Genomic DNA, 25,291 nt, shown 5'->3' with positions numbered 1-25,291 from the left:
GGCGGGCCCCTGGCGCGGGGCGGGATCATGGTGCGGGCCGGTCAGAACGGGTCGAGACAGGACAGGAGTTCGCGCTCCAGCTCGCGGAGCAGCTCGGCCTCCTGCTCCTGGGCGAAGAAGTGCCCACCGGGGAAGACCCGCGAGTGGAAGTCGCCGGTGCACTGCGCACGCCAGGACTCCAGATCCTCGACCGGTACGCCAGGGTCCGACGCGCCGCCGTAGGCCCGGACCGGGCAGTCGAGCGGCGGCCGGTCGGGGTTCGCCGGACGGCCGGCGATCAGGGTGAGGTCCGCGCGGATCACCGGTACCAGCAGGGCGAGGTACTCGTCGTTGGCCATCAGGTCGGGGGAGGTGCCGCCGGTGAACCGCAGGAAGTCGATGACCTCCTGGTCGGTCAGCTCCCGGTCCTGGGGCAGGGGCAGGTCCTCGATGACGGGTGCCGCGGCGACGGCCAGCAGGGCGGGCTGCCAGTCTCCGTCCCGGGCGAGGGCGTGGCAGAGTTCCAGCCCGAGGTGGGCTCCCATGCTCTGGCCGAAGACGGCGAGCGGCCGGTCGAGCAGCCCGCTCACCTCACTGCGCAGCGGGCCCTCGATCAGAGCGGTCAGATCGGTCACCGGTGCCTCGGCCAACCGGCCGCCGTGGCCGGGGAGTTCGACACCGATCACGGCGATCTGGGCGGGTAGTCGGGCAGCCCAGCCGCGGAACAGGTGGGCGCCCGCGCCCGCGGGCGGAAGGCAGAGCAGGGTGAGGGCGGCGCCTGGACGGCGCGTCCAGTCACGGAACAGCACGGTGCGCGGGCCTTTCGGGGCTACGGCTGCGGAAGGGGACGGGCCCGGCCGGCTCGGGAGCGGCCACCGGGCGGAGCCGGGGAAGGCTCGGGGACGACGACCCGGGGGCCGTCCCGCACCGCGGCTGCGGCACAGAGCGGCCCCCGGGCACCAGGTCAGCGCCGGGCGAGGCGCTCGTGGGCGATGCCCTCCTGGGCGAAGCGCTCGTGGGCGATGCCCTCCTGGGCGAAGCGCTCGTGGGCGATGCCCTCCTGAGCGAAACGCTCGTGAGCGATGCCCTCCTGGGCCATACGCTCGTGGGCGATGCCCTCCTGAGCGAAACGCTCGTGGGCGATGCCCTCCTGGGCCAGGCGCACGGGCGCCTGGCGGCGGATGCCGAGATCGGCGAGCAGAGCCATTTACACAACCTCCTTCACTGGGCTGAGTACTCCTACGGTTGCCAGTTCCTCCAGGACCTCGCCGCTCAGCTCGACGGTCCCGGAGTCCACCGTGGCCGCCTGGACCCGGTGGAGCTCTCCGACCGCCTCGTCGGTCAGCTGGAAGTACCTGATGGAACCGGCCTCCCGGAGGACCAGGTAGTCCCCCGGGCTCTCCACCGGCTCGGCCCCGTCGTCGCGGGCCAGGTCGGTGAGAGACTCATGGAGCCGCACCACTTCGTGCGCCTCGGCGCGATAGATCCGGTGCTCGCCACCGCTGTACACCTGGACGGTCGGCCGGTGTACGGAGAGGCTCACCCGAAGCTCGGCGCTCTCCAGGTTGAAGGCGTCCCGGACGGTGCTGGAGACCTCCAGCTGTCCGAACAGCTCCTGGAAGCACTTGCGCTCCAGCGGCCTGCGCAGGCGGGGCTCGATCTCGATCAGGTCGCCGACCTGGTCGACGACGCGTTCGAGCAGCTGCCACAGCGATCCGCCGTCCACCATCACGTACTGCAGGAGGGTCCGGGGGAAGCTGGTGAACAGGGTGTACGCGGCGTGCATCCCGGTGACGAAGCGGGTGTAGACCGCCGGCGGAAGGACCGTGCTGTGGAAGGGGTACAGCGACGGGTCCTGCTGGGCGTACGGGTTCCGGTAGACCATCGCCGGAGTGTCGAGCAGCAGCCTGGGCTTGAGCTCGGTGTAGCTGCGCTCGACGTTCTCGAACTCCTGCTCGGTTGCCGTGCTGTTGTACACGGTGAGCGTGTTGAGCCGGATGCCGCAGCCGAGATTGCGGGCCAGCAGCGCGGTGGTCAGCGCCTCGTTCGTGGCGGTGTGGTCGCCGTCGAGCGGCGGGTCGATCATGAAGGCGCAGGTCGGGACGATGCCGCGCTCCAGGCAGTCGGTCAGTCGCGTCCTGAGCGACTCCCACCCCTTGTAGAAGTGCTTGGCGAAGCTCTTCTGCGCCTTGCTGGTGATCGCGTCCACGCCGACGAAGAGCTCGGTGCAGCCGGCCGCGGCCAGCACGTCCAGCAGGGGCGGGGTGAGCCGCTGCATGGTGGCGTACGCGTTCCAGGTGATCCCGGTGCCGGACTCGGTCAGTGCCTCGCACAGATCCTTCGTCACCTGCACCGAGTTGACCAGGTTGTCCTGGACGAAGAACAGGTGCCGGGCACCCATCTCGTACATCCGCTTGACCTCGTCGGCGACTTTGTTCGCGCTCTTCACCTGCTCGCCCTGACCCCAGTGGCCCGGGCTGTAGCAGAAGGAGCAGCGGAACATGCAGCCCCGGCCGTGGTCCACGTTGAGCAGCCGGATCGGGTTGAGCGCGAAGTACTCCTCGACGTCCACCAGGTCGTAGGCGGGGAAGGGGAGTTCGTCAAGTCCGCTCATTCCCTTGAGCGTTCGACGCAGGACGACGCCGTCCTCGCTCCGGTGGGCCACGTTGACCAGCTCGGCGGGTGCGTCGGGAGCGCCGCGCAGCTTGCGCATCAGGTCCGGGAAGGCGCGCTCACCCTCGCCGGCCACCACGTAGTCGATCCAGCCGTACGTGGTGAGCACCTGCTCGGTGATGGCGGAGAAGTGCGGTCCGCCGAGTACCGTCACCAGCTCCGGCCGCTGCTCCTTGAGGCGGCGGGCCAGCTCCAGGCAGACGTGCGACTCGACCACCATCGAGGTGAAGCCGACCACGTCGGGCTCGGTCTCGGCGATCATCCGCACGGCCCGCTCGTAGAAGTTCTCGTCGGCGAGCGAGGGGTCCTGCATGACCCGCAAGTTGAAGTCGACCAGGGTCGGCTGGACGCCATCCTCCCGGACCACCGCGGCGAGTGACAGCAGACCCAACGGCGGAGCCAGATCGTAATGGTCCATGAAACCGTTGGGCGGCTGGACAAGAGTCAGGCGCATTGCATTCCCGTCCGTCGGCTCGGATTCCGTCCTGGATTCGCTCCGAGTTATCGAGTCCGTGTGCTTCACAATCTTTCGCAACCCGCCGCGGACGACCAGTCAGGGAACACCCCTACAGCCGTTCTCCGCCGCTGATCACCCTCCTTGACTGGGGTGCTGGGCCGATCGATACTGCCCTGTGATCTGAGATGCCACCTGGAAGGAAATCCCTTCATGGAGTCGGAAGTCGTCATCACCTCGTATTCGGAAGCTCTCGACGTCTATCGTCAGAAGGACTTGCGGCAGGCTCAGTACGATCAGGCCGACGTCCTGCTCGAAGGCGTATTGGTGAATTTGCACGGCGCGGCCCACCGGGACCGCCGGCGGGTGGAGAACCGGCTGTTCCGCCGGGAGACCTTCGTCACCTACGAGCGGGAGCTCTTCCCCGAGCTGACCCGGAAGGCGATCGCCCCGCACCAGCGGGCCGGGTCCGCGGAACTGGTGAGCCTGGGGCACGAGTTGCTGCTGCACCTGGCCGTGGTGGTCGCCGGGATCGACCGGCCGGCCGGGACGGCCGAGGAGACCGCCCGGCTGCGGGGCCAAGTGAACCTGTTCATCGAGGCGCTCACCATGGCGCAGAGCACCCTCGACAAGGACGAGCGCCGTGCCGCCGTCGCCGGCGGATTCACCGACTGGACCGAGGAGTTCCTCGCCCCCTCGGCGGCCCGGCGCCGCGCGCTGCTGGCCGAGGAAGGGGCGACCGGCTGTCCGGTACCGCCCGACCTGCTCGGCACCCTCCTGCGCCACCAGGACGAACTCGGCCTCTCCGACGGGCTGATCGGCCGGGAGACGGCGTTCTTCCTGCTGGTGGCCGCCCACACCAGCGCCACCGCCTTCGTCCGGACGGTGCACCACATGCTGGAGTGGCTGGCCGAGCACCCCGGGAGCCGGGAGCTGGTGCACACGGACCCGTTCTTCGTCCAGCGGTGCGTGCACGAGACCATCCGGCTGAACTCCTCCAGCACGGTGGGAATGCGCCGCGCGGTGGAGCCGGTCGTGCTGCGCTCGGGCCGGAAGATCCCGGCAGGGGCGAAGGTGGTGATCGACCTCGCGGCGGTCAACCGCGACGAGAGCGCGTACGGGCCCACGGCCGACGAGTTCGACCCCTACCGGGAGATCCCGGCGGGGGTGATGCCGTACGGGTTGAGCTTCGCCGCCGGAGCCCACGTCTGCATCGGCCAGGACCTCGCGGCCGGTGTGGTGCCGACTCCCGGGAGCGACCCCGACCAGCACCTGTTCGGTCTGGTCGCGCTCGCCGTCCGGGAGTTGTTCCGCGGTGAGGTGTCGCTGGACCCGGCGGACCCGCCGCGGGCCGATCCGACCACCACCCGCCGCTACTGGTCCCGCTACCCCGTCAGGCTCGGACCGCGGGTCACGGTGGACCAGGAGTCCTGCCTCAGCTCGGGGCGCTGCGTGGAGGCCGACTCGACCGCGTTCCGCTTCGGCCCCGGGGAACTCGCCGAACCGAGCGCGCAGGCCGGCCGACTGCCGGAGGAGCGGCTGCGCCGGATCGCCGAGGACTGCCCGGCCGCCGCGATCCGGCTGCACGGGATCTGAGTCACCGGCGCCGCTTCGGACCGTATGATGGGGGGGGCCCCGGCCGCCGTGGCCGGGGCACCCCCCTTCATCACCGCTCCTGCTCGCCCAGCTGCTCCGACAGCTCCTCGCCGGTCAGCGAGCTGACCTTCTGGATGAGCTCGGCCACGGCATCGGGGTCGACGCCCTGTTCCGCGCCGATCCGGCGCAGGTGCGAGGCCAGGGCCCGCACGGTGGCCTCGGTCAGGAAGTCCGGAATGGACAGCTGGATCCGGAAGAGGTCGCGGATCCGGGACACCGTCTGGGTCGCGCGCAGCGAGTGCCCGCCGAGCTCGAAGAAGTCGTCGAGCACTCCGACCCGGTCGGCGTCCAGCACCTGCGCCCAGATGTCCGCCAGCACCTCCTCCAGCGGCCCCTGCGGGTCCTGGTGTTCCGTCGAGGCGCCGAGCGCGTCGTCCGGCGCCGGCAGGGCCGAGCGGTTCAACTTGCCGCTGGGCAGCAGTGGCAGACGGTCCAGGATGACGAAGTTGCTCGGCACCATGTGGTCCGGCAGCCGCTCGGCGACGAACTGCCGCAGCTCGGCCACGGACGGCGCGCTGTCGCGCACGGTCAGGTAGGCCACCAGGCGGCGGGTGCCGCCGGCGTCCTCCCGGGCGGTCACCACCGGTTCCACGACGGCCGGATGGGCTCCCAGCGCCCCTTCCACCTCGCCGAGTTCGATGCGGAACCCGCGGATCTTGACCTGCTGGTCGAGTCGGCCCATGAAGTCCAGGACACCGTCGGGCCGGAACCGGGCGTGGTCGCCGGTGGCGTACATCCGGGCCCCCGGCTCAGGGCTGAACGGGTCCGGGACGAAGCGCTGCGCGGTCAGCGAGGGACGCCGCCAGTAGCCGCGTCCGGGCCCGGCGCCGCCGATCAGCAGCTCGCCCGGCATGCCCAGCGGCACCGGATCGGAGTGCTCGTCCAGGACGTAGATCCGGTGGTTGGGGAGCGGTCGGCCCCACGGGATGGCGCCCTGGCTCGGGCCGTCCGCCCGTACCAAGTGGGAGGTGGTGCAGTACGAGACCTCGGTCATCCCGGCCAGGTTGAACAGCCTGACCGAGGGGAGCAGCGCGGTCAGCCGGGCCGGGAGGGCCGGGGGCATCCGGTCCCCGCCCACGCCGGCGACCCGCAGCCGGACGCCCTCCAGGCCGCCGTGCTCGGTGGCGTGGTTGACCAGCATGTCCAGCAGGGCAGGGGCCGAACTCCACGCGGTGACACCCTGGTCGCGCAGCAGTGCGTGCAGCTGCTCCGGGTCGGTGGTCTCGATGTCGGCGGGGACGACGACCGCCGCCCCGGCGGCGAGGGCGCCGAAGACCTCGTACACCGACATGTCGTAGTTGAGCGAGGAGATCGCCAGCATCCGGTCCTCGGGGGTGAGCCCGTAGACCCGGTTCATGCCGGTGACGCTGTTGGCGACCCCGCCGTGCTCGTTCATGGAGCCCTTGGGGCGGCCGGTGGAGCCGGAGGTGTAGATGACGTACGCCAGGTTCCGCTCGTCCACCGACGGCTCGGGCCGGTGGGCCGGCTGGGCGGCGAGGGCCGCCTCCTCCCGGTCCAGGCAGATGATGCGCGGGAACTCCAGCCCCTGCCACTCGGGGCGCTCGGGGTCGAAGACGCCCCGGGCCAGCGCGGCGGAGTCGGTGAGCACGCAGCGCACCCCGGCGTCCTCGGCCATGTAGGCGACCCGGCGGTGCGGATAGGCCGGGTCCAGCGGGACGTACGCGCCACCGGCCTTGAGCAGGCCGAGCAGCGTCACCACCATGTCGGCGGTGCGGGAGAGGCTCACCCCGACGATCTGCTCGGGGCCGATCCCCTGGGCCCGCAGGTAGTGGGCCAGGCGGTTGGCGCGCTCCTCCAGCTGGCGGTAGGTCAGCCGCTCGCGCCCGGCCAGTACGGCGACGGCGTCACCGGCGAGGTCGGCCCGTGCCTCGAAGAGGGCGTGCACGGTGCCGGCGGTGAGCCCGGCGGCCGCCGAACCGCCGCCGGACAGCCGCTCGGCCAGCTCCGGGCCCTGCTCCTCGGGGAACAGCCGCAGCCGGGAGACGGCCAGGTCCGGCTGGTCCAGCGCCGAGCCGATCAGGTACGTCAGGCAGTCGGCCATCCGTCGCACGGTGTCGGCGTCGAACAGGTCGTGGGAGAACTCCACCCGCCCGTGGATGCCGCCGTCCTGGCCGGGGACCAGGTCCAGGCAGAGGTCGAACTTGCCGGCCACCGTCTCCTGGTCGAGCACTTCGAGTGCCAGGCCGGGCAGGCTGAGGTCCGTCATCGGGACGTTCCGGAGCGCCAGCATCACCTGCACCAGCGGGACGGTGCCGGCCTTCCGCTCGGGGTGCAGTTCCTGCACCAGCCGCTCGAACGGCACGTCCTGGTGGGCGTACGCGTCCAGGCAGACCGCCCTGGCCCGGTCGAGCAGCCCGCGGAACGACGGGTCGCCGGCGGTGTCCATGCGCAGCGGCAGGGTGTTGACGAAGAAGCCGATCAGCGGTTCGAGCTCGGGCCTGGTCCGGCCGGCCACCGGGGCGCCGAGCACCAGGTCGTCCTGGCCGCTCCAGCGGTGCAGCAGCACCGCGACCGCCGCGAGCAGCACCATGTACGAGGTGGCGTTCTCGGCCGCCGCCAGCGCCTCGATCCGCTCCACCGTCGCCGGATCGAGCCGGAACGGCACCGAACCGGCCGCCGCCGACCGCACGGGCGGGCGCCGCCGGTCGCCCGGCAGTTCCAGGACCGGGGCACCCTCCAGGCACATCCGCCAGTGCTCCAGCTGGGCGGCCAGCCGCTGCTCGTCGAACCGGTCGTGGTGCCAGGCCACGTAGTCCGCGTACTGCACCTCCAGCGGCGGCAGCGGGGACGGGGCTCCCTGCGTGAACGCGCCGTACAGGTCGGACAGTTCCTTCAGCAGGACCCCGAGCGACCAGCCGTCCGAGGCGATGTGGTGCAGTGTCAGGAGCAGGACGTGCTCGTCCTCGGCCAGTCGGACCAGACGGGCCCGGATGGGACGGTCCGTCGCCAGGTCGAACGGCAGTCGCGCCTCCTGGAGGTGGAGCTCGTGGACGGACCGCGCCGCCTCGTCCCCGGCGAGCCCGCACAGGTCGGTCAGCGGCAGCGGCAGCGGCGCGGGGGAGTGCACCACCTGGACCGGGCGGCCGTCCTGCTCGGTGAAGGTGGTCCGCAGGGGTTCGTGCCTGGCGACGATCTCGGTCAGGCAGTCGCCCAGGACCGCCGCGTCGAGCTTGCCGAGCAGTCGCACCCCGGCCGGCATGAGGTACGCCGCCGATCCGGGGTCCTGCCGGTCCAGGTACCAGAGCCGCTCCTGCGCCGAGGACGCGGGCAACGGACCGTCGCCGCGCGGAACTTGCCGGATTCCCTCGTCGCGCAGCGATTGGCTGCGGGCCAGCTCCAGGGCGAGCAGTGCGCGGCGCTCCGGGGACAGCGCCTCATAGGCGCTGCGCAGATCGTCGCCGCCGGATGCCGTCGCATCGACGTGTGAGGGTTCCGCTGTCATGCTGTACTCCAGACTCGCCGGGGCCTCGTACGGGCATGTGCTGCCTGGCTGTCGAGCCTCGCGGCGGTGCCCGTGGCTCGCCAGTCAGGGAAAGTCCCCTCGCCACCGCGGGCACGGGCGGCCACTGCGCCAGGTCGCTCCGGACACCGCCCGCCGGCCCCGCCGCCCGCCGTCCGTCAGCGGAACCACCTCATCGAAACGGGAGTTGAGCCATGAGCGAACCCACCCTGAGCCGGCCCGCGACCGGTGCCGCCGAGCGCCGCCTGCGTGCCGTCTGCGATCTCTCGATGGCCACCGTCCGGGAGGAAGGCGGCCGCCACGAGTACGACGGACGGGTCCAGGACCTCTCGGCGGAGGGGGTGAAGGCCGGCTTGGCCCGTCTCGCCCCGGAGGGCGGCGAACGGCTCCCGGACCGCTGGGAGGAGGCCCACCTCGCCGCCTTCGAGAACGGACTGCGCTTCGCCTTCCACGAGTTGGAGCTGCACCGGCGCGACCCCTGGCTGCACCTGGCCAACCTCGACCTCTCGGTCTACGAGCGCGAGTACGCGCCGCTCGCCGACCGCCTGGCCGCGCGCCACCGCCATCTCGCGAACTGGCCCGACGCGGTGGACATGGCGGTCACCACCCTGGACCGGGTCAGCGCCCCCGCCGCGGCCGCCCTGCTCGGCGCGGCCCGCGGCCTCGCGGACGGCCTCCAGGGCGAGGACCGCACCACCGAGGCGGCCCGCCGGGCCCACCAGCGGCTGCTGACCCACCTGGTGCGGGCGGCCGAGGAGGGCGACCCCGATGCCTCCCTGGGCGCCCAGGGCCTGGCCGGTCTGATGGGCGCGGCCGAGGGAGTGGAGCTGGACCTCTCCCGGCTGGCCGACCGGGCGGAGGAAGAACGGCGGCGCCTCACCGACATGTTGGGCGAGGCCTGCGCGCTCATCGACCCCGCCCGCCGGCCCGCGGAGCTCGTTCCCGAGCTGCTCGCCGACCATCCGACCGCCGACCGGGTCATCGCCGAGGCCACCGCCGTCACCGCGGAGGCGATCGCCTTCACCCGCGCGCACCGGCTCACCCCCGACCTGGACGGCGAGTGCCGGGTCGGGCCCGCGCCCGAGTCCCGGCGCTGGGTGAAGGCGATGCTGACCTGGGCCGCGCCGAACGAGTCGGACGCGCCGTCGCGCTACTGCGTCACCCCGCCCGATCCCTCCTGGCCCGCCGACCGGGTGGAGGAGTGGCTGACCATCTTCAGTGCCACCACGCTGCCGGCGATCACGGTCCACGAGGTCGCCCCGGGCCACTTCGCCCATGGCCGGGCGCTGCGCAGGGTGGCCGGTCCGGTGCGGCGGACCCTGCTCTCGCAGACCTTCATGGAGGGCTGGGCGCACTACGCCGAGGAGGTCTGCCTGGAGGAGGGCTTCCGCTCCGGTGACCCGAGGTTCGCCGTGGGAGTGGCCCTCGAAGGGCTCTGCCGGGTGGTCCGGCTCACCTGCGCGATCGGCCTGCACACCGGCGCCTTCGACGTCGCCGAGGCCACTCGGCGTTTCATGGCCGATGCGCTGCTGCCCCGCGCCACGGCCGAGAGCGAGGCTCACCGAGGCACCTTCGACGCCACCTACGGCCGGTACACCTGGGGCAAGCTGGCCATGATGGACCTGCGGGAGCGGGCCCGTGCGGCCGCCGGGCCGGCCTTCTCGCTGGAGCGCTTCCACCGGTCCGTTCTCGCCCTCGGCTGCCCGCCGCTGGCCGTGCTGCCGGCCGTCTTCGAGGAGTAGGGTGCTCCTGGCGGCCGTCGTGTCACGGACACTTTTGAGACAACTTTCGCACCATGCTGCTCTGCTGCATCTTGTTGCCTGGCAACTAGCGGACACCGCTTGAGTCTTGGCGGAGGTCCCGGTGACGGGGCAATCTTCCGATTGTCCAAGCTGATTTCGCCTGTCGCTCTGTGGAGGCCATTAGTGTTTGACGACCCCGATGCCGTCTATCAGGTTGTGGTCAACCATGAGGAGCAGTACTCGATCTGGCCTGCGGACCGGGAGATCCCGGCGGGCTGGCGCGCAGCCGGACCGAGGGCCAGGAAGGAAGAGTGCCTGAGTTACATCGATGAAGTCTGGACCGACATGCGTCCGTTGAGCGTCCGCGAAGCGGCTTCCGCGCTGACCAAGGACTGACGAACCGTCAACTTGCCTCTCCCGTCTTCGCTTCCCGAACGGAGTGGTGCCAGTGGTGCTGCAGATCCCCGTCCACCCCTCCGGCCCGGCGGTGGACGAGCCGGCCGGGACGGAGCGACCCGAGTCGACCGGGCGCGCGGCGGTCGGGCCGGCGCTGGTCGGGCGCAGTCGGGAGATCGCCTTCCTGTGGCGCTCGCTCGAACTCGCCCGCCACTCGGCGCAGGTGGTCCAGCTGGTGGGTGAGCCGTGGGTCGGCAAGACCCGGCTGCTCGCCGAACTGGCCTGTGCCGCGCGGACGGAGGGCTGGACCGTCGCGGTCGGGATCGCGCAGCCGGCGCCCCCCGTGGACCCCACCCGGCTCCCGGGCGGCGCCGGGCCGGCCGCCGACCCCGCCGCACCGATCGTCGCCACCGCCCTGGAGCGGCAAGTCGCCCGCTGGACGGAAGAGTCGGCCCTGCGGCTGGACGAGGCGACCCGGCACGTCCTGGCCGGATACTTCCCCTCGTTGGCGGCCGCAGGCGCACCGGCCGCCGCGCCGGTCCACTGCCCGACCGCGCCGCAACGGCCCCATCCGCGGCCGGACCCCGCCGGGGCCAAGGCGCGGCCCTCCCGCACCCGGACCGTCCGAGCCCTGCGCACCCTGCTGGAGACCCTCGCCGGACAGGGCGGCCTCGTGCTGATCCTGGACGACGTCCACCGGGCCGACCCGACCACCCTCGACCTGCTCGGTGACCTGGCCTCGGACCCGCCGGACGTCCCCCTGCTGGTGGCCGCCGCCCACCGCGCCTCACCCACCGGCGACCTGCTGACCGCCAGACTCGGCCACGGTGACGGCCCGGCCCACCGCATGCTGGAGGTCACCCCGCTCGCCGACCGCGAGCTCGATCGGCTGATCCCCGCCGAGACCGGACGGCTGCGCCATCAACTGCTGCTCCGGGACGCGGCCGGAGTGCCCGGCCTGCTCCAGGCACTGCTGTCGGCCCGGGACACCGGGACTCCGGCCTGCCAAGCGCAGTACAGCGCCACGGACCTGGTCGCCGGACCGCCGCCGGTGGCGCTCCGGCCGGTCGCCCTGGACTTCCGGGTGCTCTCCGCCCCCGCCTGGCAGGTCGCCTGCTCCGCCGCGGTGAGCGGAGACCCGTTCATCCCGGAGGTGGTGGCCGCCGTCGCCCGGCTGCCCCAGGAACAGGTCCTGTGCTCGCTCGACGAGCTGATCGCCGAGGGGCTGGTCACCCCGAGCCGTACCCGCTCCGAGTTCCGCTTCCGCCGTCTGGCCGTCCGGGTCCTGGTCTACTGGTCGGCCGAGGAGGGCTGGAGGCGCGGCGCGCACAAGCGTGCGGTCACCGCCCTGCGCGCCACCCGGGCCACCTCCTCCGCCGCTCTGCTCGCCAGCCACCTCGAACACTGCGCCCCGCAACGCGGTGGCGACGTCGACGTGCTGCTCACCGGAGCCCGGGAGAGCCTGTTCACCGCCCCGGCGCGCGCCGCCCGCTGGCTGCGCCAGGCCGACCGGGCGGGCGCCGGTCCGCGGACCGGTCCACTGCTCGGCAAGGCCCTGCTGCTCAGCGGGCGCCTCCAGGAGGCCGCCGGCGTCTTCGCCGGCCACGACGGGCCTGCCGACCCCGGCGGGGACGGGCCGCCCCCCGAGGCACTCTCGGACGGGCCGCACCGGGGAGCCGCCCGGTATCCCGACACCGGGCGGGCCGCCCGCCCGGGCCTGTCCGAGTGGTACGCGCGAACCCTGCGCCTGCTCGGCCGCTATCCGCACGCCTGGCGCGTCCTCACCCCCCGGAACCCGTCGGCCCGCTCCTCCGGCGAGGTCCTGGAACACGCCGCGCTGGTGCTCGACTCGGCGGTGCACCCCGGGGATCAGGCGGAGCGCGAGGACTGCCCCCCGTGTGCGCAGCTGCTCACCGGGGCCCTTGAGGAGGTCGCCCCCGAAGTGCGGGCGCACGCGCTGGCCCTGCTCGCCTGTGGAGCGGGCCCTTCGGCGGGATCCGGCAACGACGCCCGCGCCATCCGGACCGCCCAGCGCCCGAGCTCCGCGGAACGGTACGCGGTCGAGGCCGCCGAGCTGCTGGACGAACTGCCGGACCACCGGCTGGCCGGTCAGCTGGAGGCGCTTCGCTGGCTGGCCGAGGCCGAACTGCGGCTGGAGCGGCCGCTGAGCGCGAGCCGGCACTTCCGCCGGGCCCTGCGGCTCGCCGTCCGCTACGGCCAGGGCTGGCTGCTCAGCCAGTCCGCGTGCGGGCTCGCCCAGGCCGGGCTGCTCCTGGGGGACCACGCCTCGGCGGCGTCGTACGCGGAGTTCGCGGTGGAGGCCGCGCGGAACACCGACAGCCCGGCGCTGCTGGCGGCGGCGCTGGCCCGGCAGGCCGGACTGGCGAGGCTGCGCCGCGGCGCGGCTCCGGACACGGAGCAGCCGGCCGAGGAGGCCCTGGCCGCCGCCCAGGAGGCGGGCGGACCCTGGCCGCACCGGGTGGCGGAGCTGCTGGGTGCGACGGAGCCGGAGCCGTCGCCCGGCGGCGCGCTGGAGGCGCTGAGCCAGCGCGAGTTCGAGGTCGCCGAGCTGGTCAGTGCGGGCTACACCAACCAACAGATCGCGACCAGACTGCAGTTGAGCCACAAGACGGTCGAGACGTACATGGGGCGGATCTTCCGGAAGCTGGGGATCTACTCCCGCGCCCAGGTCGCGCACATCGTGGGCCGGGCCGACGCGGCCGGTGCCGGTCCGGCGCCCCGCGGTCAGCTGCGGACAGCCGACCGCGTCTGACGGCGGGCCGCGGCCATCGCGGGAACGCCGGTGATCAGCTCCCCGGACGATCGCCGGAACCGACCGTCGAGGCCCCCAGCCGGTCCGGGTCCACGGCCATCCAGCGGGTGATGGCCCGGGCGAGTTCCCTCCCGTCCTGGTCGAAGAGCGCGGAGGTGTTCGTGAGGGTGCCGCGTTCCCGGGAGCGCAGCACCGCGGTGGTCACGTAGCGCCGGCCCACCACCGGCAGGGAGTCGATCCGGGCGGTCATCCAGCCCAGCACCCTGGGTGTGGTGTGTGGTGCGGTCCAGCCACCGGGGCAGTCCAGGGCGGCCCAGACGATCTCGGCCGGGACCAGCCCGTCCGGGCCGGCGATCGAGGCATCGGGCAGCCAGGTGCAGGCGACCGAACCCCGATCGTCCAGCGGCCCGGGGAAGATCCGCAGGCCGTCCCGGGCGGGCCGGTCGTACCCGCACACGAAGCAGCCGGGGAACGGGTGGTGGGCCAGGCCCTCGAACCGGGCCTCGGCCGCCCGCGCCCGTGCCACGGTCACCGCGGGCAGGGCCTCGATCGGGTGGTCGGTGGGTGAGACGCTCGCCAGCAGGTCGGCGCCGTCCCACAGGTGTATCCGACGTCCCGCGGCGCGGATCTCGCACTCCCGGTCCAGTGGGGGAGGCGCGTGCAGGGTCACCGCCACCGTGTTCGCACCGAGCCGCGCGGCGGCCCGGGTCGCGAGCAGCCCGCAGGCGTAGCCGCCGTTGGCGGAGGACGGCGGCCCGTTGAACCGTCGTCCCATGATGAGCGTTCCGGCGCCGTGCGTCATCCCGGTCCCCGTCCTCTCGCGTCGTCCCGGCCGTGCGGTGATCACGGTCTCGCCGGGCCCGATCCTCACCCCCGGCGGCCAGGGCATTCCCGTTGCCGCGCCGATCCGGCACATTCCGGCTGTCGGGGGAACCCCGGACTGTTTGATCACGGGGCGACTAACCACTCTTGCCAGGCATGGGAGCACCAGAGTCCAGCGATGCCACAGCCATGCCGGGCGGGCCCGGTTCGGAGCCGGAGGGCGAGCCGACCGGGGCCCGGCCCGACACCGACACCGACACCGCAGCCGTCGTCCCCGAGGCTGCCCCGGTGGCCCGCCGGAGGCACCGGCGGTGGCCCTGGATCACCCTGGCGACGCTGGTCGCCCTGGCCCTGCTGCTCGGCGGCGGCGGCGCGGTCTACGTCGACTGGACGGTGCACCGCTCGCTGCCGACCCTGGACGGTCGGCTCGACGTGCCCGGCCTGGAGCACCCGGTCAACGTCCTGCGGGACGGTTCGGGCATTCCGCAGATCTACGCGGAGGATCCCCACGACCTCTTCCTCGCCGAGGGCTACGTCCAGGCCCAGGACCGCTTCTGGCAGATGGACGTCCAGCGGCACATCACGGCCGGCCGGTTGGCCGAACTCTTCGGCGCCGGCCAGGTGGACAAGGACAAGGTGGTCAGGACCCTGGGCTGGTACCGGGTGGCGGAGCAGGAGGTCGAGCGCGCCGCGCCGCAGACCCGGGCCAACCTGACCGCCTTCGCCGACGGTGTCAACGCCTACCTCGGACAGCGTCAGGGGAGCGAGCTGAGCGTCGAGTACGCGATCCTCGACTTCGTCAACTCCGGCTACCAGCCGGCACCGTGGACCCCGGCCGACTCGGTCTCCTGGCTCAAGGCGGTCGCCTGGCAGCTCAACTCGACGACCAATTACCAGATATCGCGCGCGGTCCTCTCCGCCAAGTTGCCGGCCGCCGACGTCGACCGGCTCTACCCGCCGTACGACTTCACCCGCTGGGACCCGATCACCGGCCCGGCCACGGCCGTCTCCACTCCGTCGCCGTCCACCCCGTCGCCGTCCGCCCCCGCCGCCGTCCCCGCCGGGGCGGGTTCCGCGGTGGCCGGCCTGACCGAAGTGAGTGCCGAGCTCACCCGGGTGCTCGGTCCGACCGGCACCGGGATCGGCTCCAACTCCTGGGTGGTGTCCGGCAGCAGGACCACGACCGGGACCCCGATGCTCGCCAACGACCCGCACCTGGCGCCCTCGCTCCCGGGCACCTGGTACCAGGTCGGGCTGCACTGCAGGACGCCCGGTCCGTCCTGCCCGTACGACGTCAGCGGGTTCACCTTCCCGGGGATGCCGGGTGTGGTGATCGGCCACAACAGCCGGATCGCCTGGGGGTTCACCGCCCTCGGCACCGCCGACTCCGATCTGTACCTGGAGAAGGTGCAGGGCTCCCAGTACGAGTACCAGGGGCAGCAGTTGCCGCTGGAGACCCACACCGAGACGATCGACGTCGCGGACGGCCGGCCGGTCACGCTGACCGTCCGGGCGACCCGGCACGGGCCGCTGATCTCCGACGTCCTCGACACCGCTCGCCAGGCGGGCGAGCAGGGCCGTGAACCGGGAGTCCCGCCGGCCGACGGCGGCTACGCGGTCGCCCTGCGCTGGGTGGCCCTCGACCCGGGACCGACCATCGACGCCCTGTTCGAGATGGACACCGCGACCGACTGGACGTCCTTCCGGGCGGCCACCGCCCACTTCACCGCGCCCGCCCAGAACATCGTCTACGCCGACGTGGACGGCAACATCGGCTACCAGATGCCCGGACTGGTCCCCGTCCGGCAGGCCGGTGACGGGAGCCTCCCGGTGCCGGGCTGGACCGGCGACCACGAATGGACCGGCTTCGTGCCCACCGACCGGCTCCCCAGCTCCTTCAACCCGCCGCAGGGCTACATCGTCACTGCCAACAACGCCGTCGTCGGCCCCGACTACCCGTACCCGATCTCACCCGACTGGGGCCCGGGGTACCGCAGTCAGCGGATCACCGACCTGATCGCCCGGGGCGGCAAGCTGGACGCGGCCGCGATGCAGAAGATCGGGCTCGACACCCGCAACCCGAACGCCGCCGAGCTCACCCCCTACCTCCTCGACGCCCCGGTCGCCAAGGAGACCTCGGCCGCCCGGGACCTGCTGCGCGGGTGGGACTGCACCCAGCCCGCCGACTCCGCGCCGGCCGCCTACTTCAACGCGGTCTGGTCCCATCTGCTGGACCTCGTCTTCGCCTCGCGGCTGCGCCCGGTCGGAGACCCGCAGGCCTATGCGCCCGGCGGCGGCGGACGCTGGTTCGACGTCGTGCGTACGATGCTCCGCAACCCCGATGACCCGTGGTGGAGCAGCCCGGACCGTCCGGGCCCGCACGGTCGTGACGCGGTCCTGGCCACCGCGATGGACGAGGCCGCGGCCGACCTGTCCGGACGGCTCGGCGAGAACCCGCAACACTGGCGCTGGGGCGCGCTGCACACCCTCACCCTGACCAACCAGACCCTGGGCACCGGCGGCCCCGGACCGGTCAAGTGGCTGCTCAACCGCGGTCCGTACGAAGTCGGCGGTGGCACCGACCTGGTGGACGCCACCGGCTGGTTCCCGCTGGACGGCTACCAGGTCGACTGGGCGCCGTCGATGCGGATGGTGGTCGACCTCGGGCACCTGGACGACTCCCGCTGGATCAACCTCACCGGGGAGTCGGGCCACACCGCCTCCGCCAACTACACGGACCAGACGGCGCTCTGGCTCAAGGGCGACACGCTCGCCTGGCCGTTCACCGGCAAGGCCGTGGAGGCGGCCGCGACCCATCACCTCACGCTCGGCCCGCCGGGGGCCCGCTGAGCCGGGGCGACTCGGCGCACTGTCGGGAATCCTCCCGACTTCCTCCGGGAATCCCCGTTCGGCAGGCTCGTGAGGTATTCGGCCCACTCATCGGCACTCATCCATCGTCCGGTTCCCGAGAAGGAGTGACATGACGTCGATCGCGGAGACAGCGGCGGACCTCGGCATCCGGGTGGACGATGGTGTCCCGTACCTCCAGCTGACTCCCGAGGAGGGAGCCCGGGTCAGGGAGCTCAGCGACGCCCTGCTGGCCGAGGCCCCCGGGCAGTCACTGGAGCAGCGACTGGAGGCCCTCGCGGTCCGGGCCCACGAACTGCCCGTGCGGCTGCGGTCCGTACTCACCCACTTCCGGCTCACCGGCCGGCCGTACGGCGGCCTGGTGGTGGCCGGTCTGCCCGTCGACCAGGACACCCTCGGGCCGACCCCGCTCAGCTACACCGAGGAGCCGCGGGGCCACGAGACCGAGAGCGCGGCCGCCGCACTGCTGCTGGCGGGCTCGCTGCTCGGTGCGCCGGTGTCCTACCTCAGCCAGCAGCGCGGCCGCCTGGTGCTGGACGTCTTCCCGGTCACCGGACACGAGGACTCCCAGCTCGGCTCCAGCTCCACCGCCAATCTGGAGTGGCACAACGAAGACGCCTTCCACCCGCTGCGGGCCGACTGGATCATGCTGTTCTGCCTGCGCAACCCGGACCGCGTGCCCACCACCTTCGCACCGGTCCAGGACCTGGAACTGGACGAGGAGACCAGGCGGGTGCTCGGCGAGGAGCGGTTCGTCATCTTCCCCGACGAGTCGCACACCGAGGGCTTCAACCGGGACACCACCGGCATGGACGAGGACGCCTGGGTCGGCCGGGCCTTCGCCCAGATCGCCGAGATGAACAGCAGCCCCCGGCTGACCTCGGTGCTCTCCGGCCCCGTCGACGCGCCGTTCATCCGGATGGACCCGGCCTTCATGAAGCGCGACCTCGGCGACCCGGTCGCGGAGCGGGCCCTGGAGACGGTCATCGCCGCCATCGACGCCCGGCTGCGTGATGTCGTCCTGGCCCCCGGCGAGTTGCTGATCATCGACAACAAGCGGGCGGTGCACGGCCGTCGGCCGTTCCGGGCCCGTCACGACGGTACCGATCGCTGGCTGCGCCGGATCAACGTCGCGGCGGACCTGAGGGTCTCCGAGGACCGCCGTTACGGCCCTCACGGCCGGGCCCTGGCCTAGGGCCAGGGGCAGGGGCAGGGCTCCAGGACCATGGGCGTCGCCGGACGTCGCGGAACCAGCGGAAGGAAGAACCGATGGCAGACGCCGCGTTGGTGATCGACGCCTCCTACGCCCAGCGCAGCCTCTGGCTGGTGGAGCAGCTCGACCCCGGGCAACCCACCTACCACGTGCTGGCCGCCGTGCGGATGCGCGGTGAGCTCCAGGTGCCGGCGCTGCACCGGGCCCTGGCCCACCTGGTCGAGCGGCACGAGTCGCTGCGCACCGTCTTCCGGTTCGACAAGACGGAGCTGCTGCAGGTCGTCCTCCCCGAGCTCGCGGTCGAGCTCCCGGTGGAGGAGGTGACCGAGTCCGACCTCGACCGGCGCATCCTGGCGGAGGTCGAGCAGCCGTTCGACCTGGAGCGGGGCCCGCTGCTGCGGATGCGCCTGCTGCGCCGCGGCCCACTGGACCACATCGCCGTGCTGACGATGCACCACATCATCACCGACGGCTGGTCCTGCGAGATCCTGGTCCGCGAACTCTCCCAGAGCTACGAGGCGTTCGCGGCGGGGCGCGAGCCCGCCCTCGATCCGCTGCCGATCCAGTACGTCGACTACGCCGTCTGGCAGCACGAGACCCTGCGGGGCCCGGCACTTGAGCGGCTGCTCGACTACTGGCGCGAACGGCTCTCCGGAACCCTGCCGCTCCAGCTCCCCGGCGAGCGCACCCGGCCCCTGGAGTCCTCCACCGCCGGGGCGGTCCACTCCTTCGGGATCCCGACCGAGCTGATGGACCGGCTGGAGCGGCTGGCCCGCTCGGCCGGAGCCAGTCCGTTCATGCTCCAGCTCGCCGCCTTCAACGTTCTGCTCGCCCGCTACTGCGGAACCCACGACATCGTCGTCGCCACCCCGGTCGCCGGCCGCGACAGGTCCGAACTCGCCGGGGTGATCGGCTACTTCGTCAACACCCTGGCCCTGCGTCTGGACAGCTCCGGCGACCCCACCTTCACCGAACTGCTCTCCCGCGCCAGGCAGACCTGCCTGGGCGGGTACGCCCACCAGGACCTGCCGTACGAGAGGCTGGTCGAGGAGATCAGGCCCGCCCGCACCGCCGGCCTCGGCGGATCGCCGGCGCGGGTGATGCTCTCGCTGCAGAACATCCCGCACCAGGAGTGGTCGGCCGGTGGACTCACCTTCGAGGCCCTGCCGGTGGCCGGTCGGACCGCCAAGTTCGACCTCTCACTGGAACTGGTACCCGGCCCCGGATCCACCCAGGGCACCCTGGAGTACCGCACCGAGCTCTTCGAGGCCGCCACCGTGGAGCGGATGGCCCGGCACTTCGTCACCCTGCTGCACGGCATCGCGGCCGCTCCGGACACGCCCATCTCACAGCTGGAACTGTTCGAGGAGGACGAACGGCTCCGGCTGCTGGCCGGCGGGGGACCGGAGCCCGAGGTCGACTGCGTCCACCGGCTCTTCGCCCGCCAGGCCCGCCGGACCCCGGACGCCGTCGCCGTGCGGCACGGCGCCCGGAGCGTCAGCTACGCCGAACTCGACGAGTGGTCCGACCGGTTCGCCTGGCGGCTGCGCGAGCACGGGGTCGGCCTGGAGACGCCGGTGGCGATCTTCCTGGAGCGTTCGCCGCAGCTGGTCGCCGCCTACCTCGCCGTGCTCAAGGCCGGGGGTGCCTACCTGCCGCTGGATCCCGCGTACCCGCCCGAGCGGATCACCCATCTGCTCGCGGACTCCGCCGCACCGCTGGTGGTGACGACCGACGCGCTGGGCGCCCGGCTCCCGCAGGGCGCCGCCCGGCTCGTCCTGCCGGACGAGGAGGCGGCGGGCGAGGAGGCGGCGGGCGAGCCGCGGGCGTCGGCCCGCGGGACGGCCGCGCCGGACGGCCCTCCGCCGGACCTGGCGGGCCCGGACAACCTCGCCTACCTGATCTACACCTCCGGGTCCACCGGATCCCCCAAGGGCGCGATGAACACCCACCGGGGCGTCGCCACCTTCGCCCGCGCCGCGGTACAGGCCTTCGGCCTCACCCCGGACGACCGGGCCCTCCAACTCGCCCCGCTGGGCTTCGACGTGGTGGCCGAGGAGCTCTACCCGCACCTGCTGAACGGCGGTTCGGTCGCCTTCCCCGTGGGCGACGTGCCGATCGGCACCGCGGAGCTGTGGTCGGCGGTCGCCGGGAGCGGCGCCACCATCCTCTCCACCACGCCCTCCAGGCTCGGCGCCTTCACCGCCACCGACCGCGCCACGATCCCGCCGACCCTGCGCACCCTGGTCTTCGGCAGCGAGGCCGCGCCCGCCCTGAGCCGCCTGCTTCCCTGGGCCCAGTGGCCCGGCCGACTGATCCAGGTCTACGGCGTCACCGAGGTCGGCTGCACCTCCACCGCCACCCTGGTCGACTACACCGGCTCCCCGGACGAGGTCGTACCGCTCGGCCGCCCGCTGGCCGGCACCCGGGCGTACGTCCTGGACGGCGGACTCCAGCCCGTACCACCCGGTGTGACCGGCGAGTTGTACCTGGGCGGCCCGGCGGTCGGCCGGGGCTACCACGGCCGACCGGGTCTCACCGCGGAGCGCTTCCTGCCCGACCCGTTCGCCGAGCGGTCCGGCGCCAGGCTCTACCGCACCGGCGACCTGGTCCGCCGACGGGACGACGGCACCCTCCGGTTCGTGGGCCGCTCCGACCATCAGGTCAAGATCCGCGGCTACCGGGTGGAACCCGGCGAGGTGGAGACCGCTCTCAGCCGGCACCCCGGACTGACGGAGTGCGCGGTCACCGCCCACGACGGCCCGGCGGGCAGCCGGCTGGCCGTCCACTTCGTCGCCGCGCCGGGCGCCGAGGAGGTGGACGGCCCCGCGCTGCGAACCTTCCTCGCCCGGCGCCTGCCCGAGTGGATGGTGCCGCAGAGCTACGTCCCCGTCGCCGCCTTGCCGTTGACCGCCAACGGCAAGGTCGACCGAACGGCGCTGCCGCTCCCGCCGGCCCTCGGCGGACGGGCGGAGTACCTCGCGCCGCGCACCCCGATCGAAGAGGAGCTGGCGCGCATCTGGGGCGCTCTGCTGGGGGTCGAGAAGGTCGGCGCCCATGACAACTTCTTCGAGCTGGGCGGCACCTCGCTCATCGCCGTCCGGATGGTCGGCGAACTGGTCGAGGAGCTGGGGATCCGGCTGCCGCTGCGCGAGCTCTTCACCGGCGAACCGACGCTCGCCGCGATCGCCACTCGCGTCTTCGAGCAGCTCCTCGCCGAGGACGGGGCCGGGGAGTCCGACAGCGCCGACAGTGCCGAGAGCCCGGCGGACCGGTCATGACCGCACACCTCCCCGCGCCCGGCTCCCCGGCATCCGCCGGCCCGACCGCGGACCTGGCCGCCCGCGCGCGCCTGGAAGCCGCGCTGCTCGCCCGCCGGACACGCGCCCCGCGCACCGGTGTTCCCCGCCTCCCCCGCGGCCCCGGGGAGAACGAGTACCCGACCGCACCCATCCAGCGCTTCCTATGGGACGCCCACCACGCCGACCCCGGCCGGAACATCTGGGTCGTGCTCGGCGGAGTCCGCGTCACCGGCCGGCTTGACCTCACCGCTCTCCAGCGGGCGTTCGACCTCGTCGTCGAACGTCATGAAGCCCTGCGCACCCTCTACCGCACCACCCCGGACGGCGAGCTGCTCCAAGTCGTCCAACCTGCCGCGAACTACCGAGTCGCCCTGCGGCTCCATGAGATGACGGACCGTCAGGACGAGCAAGAGCTGGCCGCCGTCCTCAGCGGCCGCTTCGACCTCGAACGCGGCCCGGTGATCCGGCTGGACGTGCTGCCCCTGAGCGAGCAGGAGCACGACCTCGCCCTGGTGCTGCACCACATCGCCGGTGACGGCGCGACCGTGCACCTGATCGCCGAGGAACTGGCCGCCGCCTACTCCTCCTTCGCCGCCGACGGGGCCGCTCCGCCACTGCCCGCGATCGGGGTGCAGCCCGCCGACATCGCCGCGTGGCGATCGGCCCGGCTGACCACCGCCAGGCGCCGCGAACTCCTCGACTACTGGACCGGCCGACTGGCCGACCTGCGCCTGCCCGCGCCACCGGCCGACCGCACCCCGGCGGCCGTGCTCGACACCCGGGGCCGCACCCACCAGCTGCGGCTGTCCGACACCACCCTGCAGGCGCTGCGCCGGATCGGCGCCGAGCACAGCGCCAGCCTCTTCCTGGTCACCCTGGCCGCCTTCTACGTCCTGCTGGTCCGGTACTCCGGCCAGCGCGCCAACACGGTGGCCGCCCCGGTCTCCTACCGCGACCAGCCGGAGTTCCACCGTCCGGCCGGCGCGCTCTTCGACCTCATGCTGCTCCACACCGAGCTGACCGGCGACCCGCGCTTCGTCGAGGTGCTGGCCCAGGTCCGCGACCGGACGGTGGACGACTTCGAACACGCGGAGCTCCCGTACCCCGAGGTCGTCGCCGCACTCGGCTACCGGCCCGAGGACAGCCACGGCCTCCTCCAGCAGGTGCTCTTCACCGAGGAGACCGACGCCGGGGTCCCGCTCCCGGCCGGCCACGCCCTGGCCGGCGAGGTCATCAGCGCACCTCCCTGGCACCACGCGCTGCGCCCCCTCACCGTCCGCGTCACCGGCCGACCGGGCAGCACCCACATCGTGGTGACCCACCGCCTCGACCGCTTCAGCGAGCAGCGCGCCCGGAACATCGCCGCCGACTTCGTCGACCTCCTCGACCTGATCGCCACCGACCCCACCGTCCGGGTCCTCGGCTCCCCCGCACTGCCCGCGCTCCGCGCCCGCTGAACGGGGCGACCCGAGGAGGACACCCGCGTGAAGAGCGTTCTCGCCACACCGGGACTGCCCCTGTTCATGACGGGGCAGACCGTGTCGATGCTGGGCGACACCGCGATGTGGCTCGCCGCGGACATCTGGGTGAAGCAGCTCACCAACAGCAACGGTGCGGCCGGCCTGGTGTACTTCGCCTTCGTCGCGGGCACGATGTTCGCTCCGCTGTCCGGGGTCCTCGCCGACCGGGTCCGCCGACACCGCCTGCTGCTGTGGACCAACGGCGTCATGTGCGCGGTGGTGCCGACACTGCTGTTCGTGCACGACGCCGGCCAGGTCTGGGTGGTGTACCTGGTGATGCTCGCTTACGGCGTCTCCACCAGCCTCACGGAGGCCGCCCAGTCCGCGCTGCTCACGGTGATGCTGGCCGAGGACCTGCTGGCCGACGCCAACGCCCTGCTCCAGACCAGCCGCCAGATCCTGCGGCTGGTCGCACCACTGGTCGGAGCGGCGGCCTTCACCGCGCTCGGAGGCGCCACGGTGGCCCTGCTCGACGCCTCCACCTTCGCCATCACCGTCGTCACCCTGCTCTTCCTCAAGGTGGACGAGCCGCAGCCGGCTCCCTCCAAGGTCCACTGGGCCCGCGACCTGGTCATCGGCTCCCGGCACCTCATGAGAACCGCGCGCATGCGGCAGGTGATGGTGGCGGTGAGCATGGCGATGGTGGTCTTCGGCTTCTTCAACACCGCCCAGTTCGCGGTGGTCGGTGAGGGACTGCACCGGCCGGTGACGTTCCTCGGCGTCCTCAGCTCCGCCCAGGGCATCGGCGCCGTCCTGGCCGCCCTGACCGCGGGGTGGGCGTGCCGGCGGATCGGGGAGGGGCGGGCCGTGGGCATCGCCCTGCTGATCATGGCGGTCGGCGCCGTGCTGCTGATGGCCCCGACGGCGTGGCTGGTCTTCCCGGGGATCGTCATGGCCGGGTTCAGCCTCCCGTGGGCGATCGTCGGGGTCGTCACCCTCCTGCAGCGGACCACACCGAAGGACATGCTGGGCCGGGTCTACGGGAGCTTCGACCTGTTCACCAGCACCCCCCTGGCCGTCTCGATCGCGGCGGGGTCGGCGCTGATCGCTCCCCTGGGATACCGCCTCCTGCTGGCGGTCATGGCGGCAGGCGTCGCCGTCCCGGCCCTGTACCTGATGACCCGCCCCGAGCAGAAGGAGCGGGCCGAGCAGCGGGAACGGGCCGAGGTCCGACCGTGAGGTCACCCGCCCGGTGGGCCTCCTGGGCGCCGTACGGCTGCCGGTTCGCCGCTCAGGGGCGCGACGACCGGCAACCGTACGGCACCCCGCCGGGAGGTTACGGCCGGGCAGCGTCCTGGTGGGAGGCGCCGTTGCCCAGGTCGATGACCAGGCGGACGACGAGTTCGCCGTCGACGGTGCGGGTGCGGTCGCCGATGATCCGGTTGAGGTGGCGCACCCCGGGTTCCAGCTCCATCACGTGGGTGAGCAGCGGGTCGGCGGTGCCGTCGGTCCGCAGGGCCTCGGCGGCGGCGACGAGCTGGGGGCTGGTGACGCCGCGGTTGCCGCTCAGGGTGAGGCTCAGGCCCGGACGGGTGAAGGTGGTGGTGGCCGGGGGCCAGGAGCCGCCGGTGTTGGCGCGGCGGACGCCGTCGAGGTCGACCCCGGGCAGCAGGGGCGTACTGGCGCGCGGGGGGACACCGCCCAGGGGGTGGACGGCGACCAGGCGTTCGCCGAGGGAGCCGAGGGCGGTCTCGACGGCGCGGACGGTCCCGCCGCGGTGGGTGGTGACGAGGAGCGCGACGGAGCCGGTGGCGTACCGGTCGAGCGGGTCGGTGTCGAGGACGCCCACCGCGTGCGGGACGTGCTCCCGGGTCCACCGGAGGCCGGCCTCGCTGCGGTGGACCACCACGACCCGGACCGTCGGGAAGAGGAAGCGGGGCGCGAGGAGCGCGGCGAGGTTGCCGGTCAGGCCGTCACCGTGGACGACCAGGGTGTCGGGCGCCGACGTGGCCAGGCAGGAGAGGGCGTAGCGGACGACGGCGTACGGCTCGACCAGGGTGGCGCGGGCCGCGGGGAGGTCTTCGGGCAGGTGGGAGACCAGGCCGCCGTGGACGGCCGAGGCGCCGATGAGGACGCGCTGCTGGAACAGGCCCGGCACGTTGTGTCCGAGGAGGAACGAGGGGTCGCCGGGGTGGGTCGGGTTGACGACCACCCGGTCACCCGGGGCGAAGCCGTCGGCGCCCGGCCCGACGGCGACCACCCGGGCGGCGCCTTCGTGCCCCACGACGGGCGAGGGGTCGTCGCGGTCGCCGCGCAGGATCTGGATGTCGGTGCCGCAGAGGCTCACGTGCTCGGGTGCGAGCAGGAGCTCGCCCGCGCCCGGGGCCGGGGTGGGCACCTCCTCGATGCGGCAGGTGGTGCCGTGGCGGACGATCGCGCGGTGGGTGGCCGTGGCCGGCATGAGGTCCTTCC

15 protein-coding genes are annotated in these 25,291 nt (G+C 73.0%); 9 read left to right on the top strand and 6 right to left on the bottom strand.

The genetic code is table 11. The features are described 5' to 3' along the window. Positions 1–41: 41 nt before the first annotated feature. The 3 genes from QWJ13_RS28295 to QWJ13_RS28285 all read right to left on the bottom strand — a co-directional run bounded on the left by QWJ13_RS28295 (position 42) and on the right by QWJ13_RS28285 (position 3,070). Entirely contained in the window at positions 42–788 is a 747-nt protein-coding gene (locus QWJ13_RS28295) for a thioesterase II family protein (protein WP_316527988.1), read from the bottom strand. A gap of 155 nt (positions 789–943) precedes the next feature. After that, complete coding sequence (locus QWJ13_RS28290; RefSeq protein ID WP_316527986.1) at positions 944–1,186, bottom strand: hypothetical protein; 243 nt, start codon at positions 1,184–1,186, stop codon at positions 944–946. Then, positions 1,187–3,070, bottom strand: coding sequence for a B12-binding domain-containing radical SAM protein (locus QWJ13_RS28285; protein WP_316527985.1), 1,884 nt, complete (start codon positions 3,068–3,070; stop codon positions 1,187–1,189). Between the two features lie 249 nt (positions 3,071–3,319). Here QWJ13_RS28285 and QWJ13_RS28280 point away from each other — a divergent pair, with 249 nt between their 5' ends. Next, positions 3,320–4,702, top strand: a complete 1,383-nt coding sequence (locus tag QWJ13_RS28280) for a cytochrome P450 (protein ID WP_316527984.1) — start codon at positions 3,320–3,322, stop codon at positions 4,700–4,702. A gap of 70 nt (positions 4,703–4,772) precedes the next feature. On the opposite strand, the gene QWJ13_RS28275 is transcribed toward QWJ13_RS28280, so the two are convergent. Further along, the gene (locus tag QWJ13_RS28275; RefSeq protein ID WP_316527983.1) at positions 4,773–8,225 is read right to left on the bottom strand and encodes an amino acid adenylation domain-containing protein; all 3,453 of its coding nucleotides are present in this window, start codon (positions 8,223–8,225) and stop codon (positions 4,773–4,775) included. Positions 8,226–8,437: 212 nt separating this feature from the next. On the opposite strand from QWJ13_RS28275, the gene QWJ13_RS28270 reads away from it, so the two are divergent. From QWJ13_RS28270 to QWJ13_RS28260, 3 genes are all read left to right on the top strand, one after another. Next, on the top strand, positions 8,438–9,985 hold the full coding sequence (locus tag QWJ13_RS28270) for a DUF885 family protein (RefSeq protein ID WP_316527982.1): 1,548 nt from the start codon (positions 8,438–8,440) through the stop codon (positions 9,983–9,985). Between the two features lie 183 nt (positions 9,986–10,168). Beyond that, the gene (locus tag QWJ13_RS28265) at positions 10,169–10,381 is read left to right on the top strand and encodes an MbtH family protein (RefSeq protein WP_316527981.1); all 213 of its coding nucleotides are present in this window, start codon (positions 10,169–10,171) and stop codon (positions 10,379–10,381) included. A 52-nt stretch (positions 10,382–10,433) separates the two neighbouring features. Continuing rightward, the gene (locus QWJ13_RS28260) at positions 10,434–13,154 is read left to right on the top strand and encodes a LuxR C-terminal-related transcriptional regulator (protein WP_316527979.1); all 2,721 of its coding nucleotides are present in this window, start codon (positions 10,434–10,436) and stop codon (positions 13,152–13,154) included. A 34-nt stretch (positions 13,155–13,188) separates the two neighbouring features. Here QWJ13_RS28260 and QWJ13_RS28255 read toward each other — a convergent pair whose 3' ends face one another. After that, positions 13,189–13,929, bottom strand: a complete 741-nt coding sequence (locus QWJ13_RS28255) for a hypothetical protein (protein WP_316527978.1) — start codon at positions 13,927–13,929, stop codon at positions 13,189–13,191. A 203-nt stretch (positions 13,930–14,132) separates the two neighbouring features. Between QWJ13_RS28255 and QWJ13_RS28250 the strand changes: the two genes are divergently transcribed. The 5 genes from QWJ13_RS28250 (at position 14,133) to QWJ13_RS28230 (ending at position 24,058) form a co-directional block, all read left to right on the top strand. Continuing rightward, a complete protein-coding gene (locus tag QWJ13_RS28250; RefSeq protein ID WP_316527977.1) occupies positions 14,133–16,826 on the top strand; it encodes a penicillin acylase family protein in 2,694 nt (897 codons plus the stop codon). Positions 16,827–16,956: 130 nt separating this feature from the next. Beyond that, complete coding sequence (gene gntD / locus QWJ13_RS28245; RefSeq protein WP_316527976.1) at positions 16,957–18,039, top strand: guanitoxin biosynthesis L-enduracididine beta-hydroxylase GntD; 1,083 nt, start codon at positions 16,957–16,959, stop codon at positions 18,037–18,039. 74 nt (positions 18,040–18,113) lie between these two features. Continuing rightward, positions 18,114–21,338, top strand: coding sequence for an amino acid adenylation domain-containing protein (locus QWJ13_RS28240; protein ID WP_316527975.1), 3,225 nt, complete (start codon positions 18,114–18,116; stop codon positions 21,336–21,338). Then, entirely contained in the window at positions 21,335–22,816 is a 1,482-nt protein-coding gene (locus QWJ13_RS28235; RefSeq protein ID WP_316527974.1) for a condensation domain-containing protein, read from the top strand. Before QWJ13_RS28240 ends, QWJ13_RS28235 begins: the two co-directional genes overlap by 4 nt. 27 nt (positions 22,817–22,843) lie before the next feature. Next, complete coding sequence (locus QWJ13_RS28230; protein WP_316527973.1) at positions 22,844–24,058, top strand: MFS transporter; 1,215 nt, start codon at positions 22,844–22,846, stop codon at positions 24,056–24,058. Positions 24,059–24,155: 97 nt separating this feature from the next. On the opposite strand, the gene QWJ13_RS28225 is transcribed toward QWJ13_RS28230, so the two are convergent. Then, positions 24,156–25,280 carry an alcohol dehydrogenase catalytic domain-containing protein gene (locus QWJ13_RS28225; RefSeq protein ID WP_316527971.1) on the bottom strand — a complete coding sequence of 375 codons (1,125 nt, stop codon included), beginning with the start codon at positions 25,278–25,280 and terminating at the stop codon, positions 24,156–24,158. Between the last annotated feature and the right edge of the window lie 11 nt (positions 25,281–25,291).

Source organism: Kitasatospora brasiliensis (genome assembly GCF_032654805.1).
Classification (GTDB): domain Bacteria; phylum Actinomycetota; class Actinomycetes; order Streptomycetales; family Streptomycetaceae; genus Kitasatospora; species Kitasatospora brasiliensis.
Note: the sequence above shows the minus strand (reverse complement) of the source record. Positions and strands in the feature narration are given on the sequence as shown.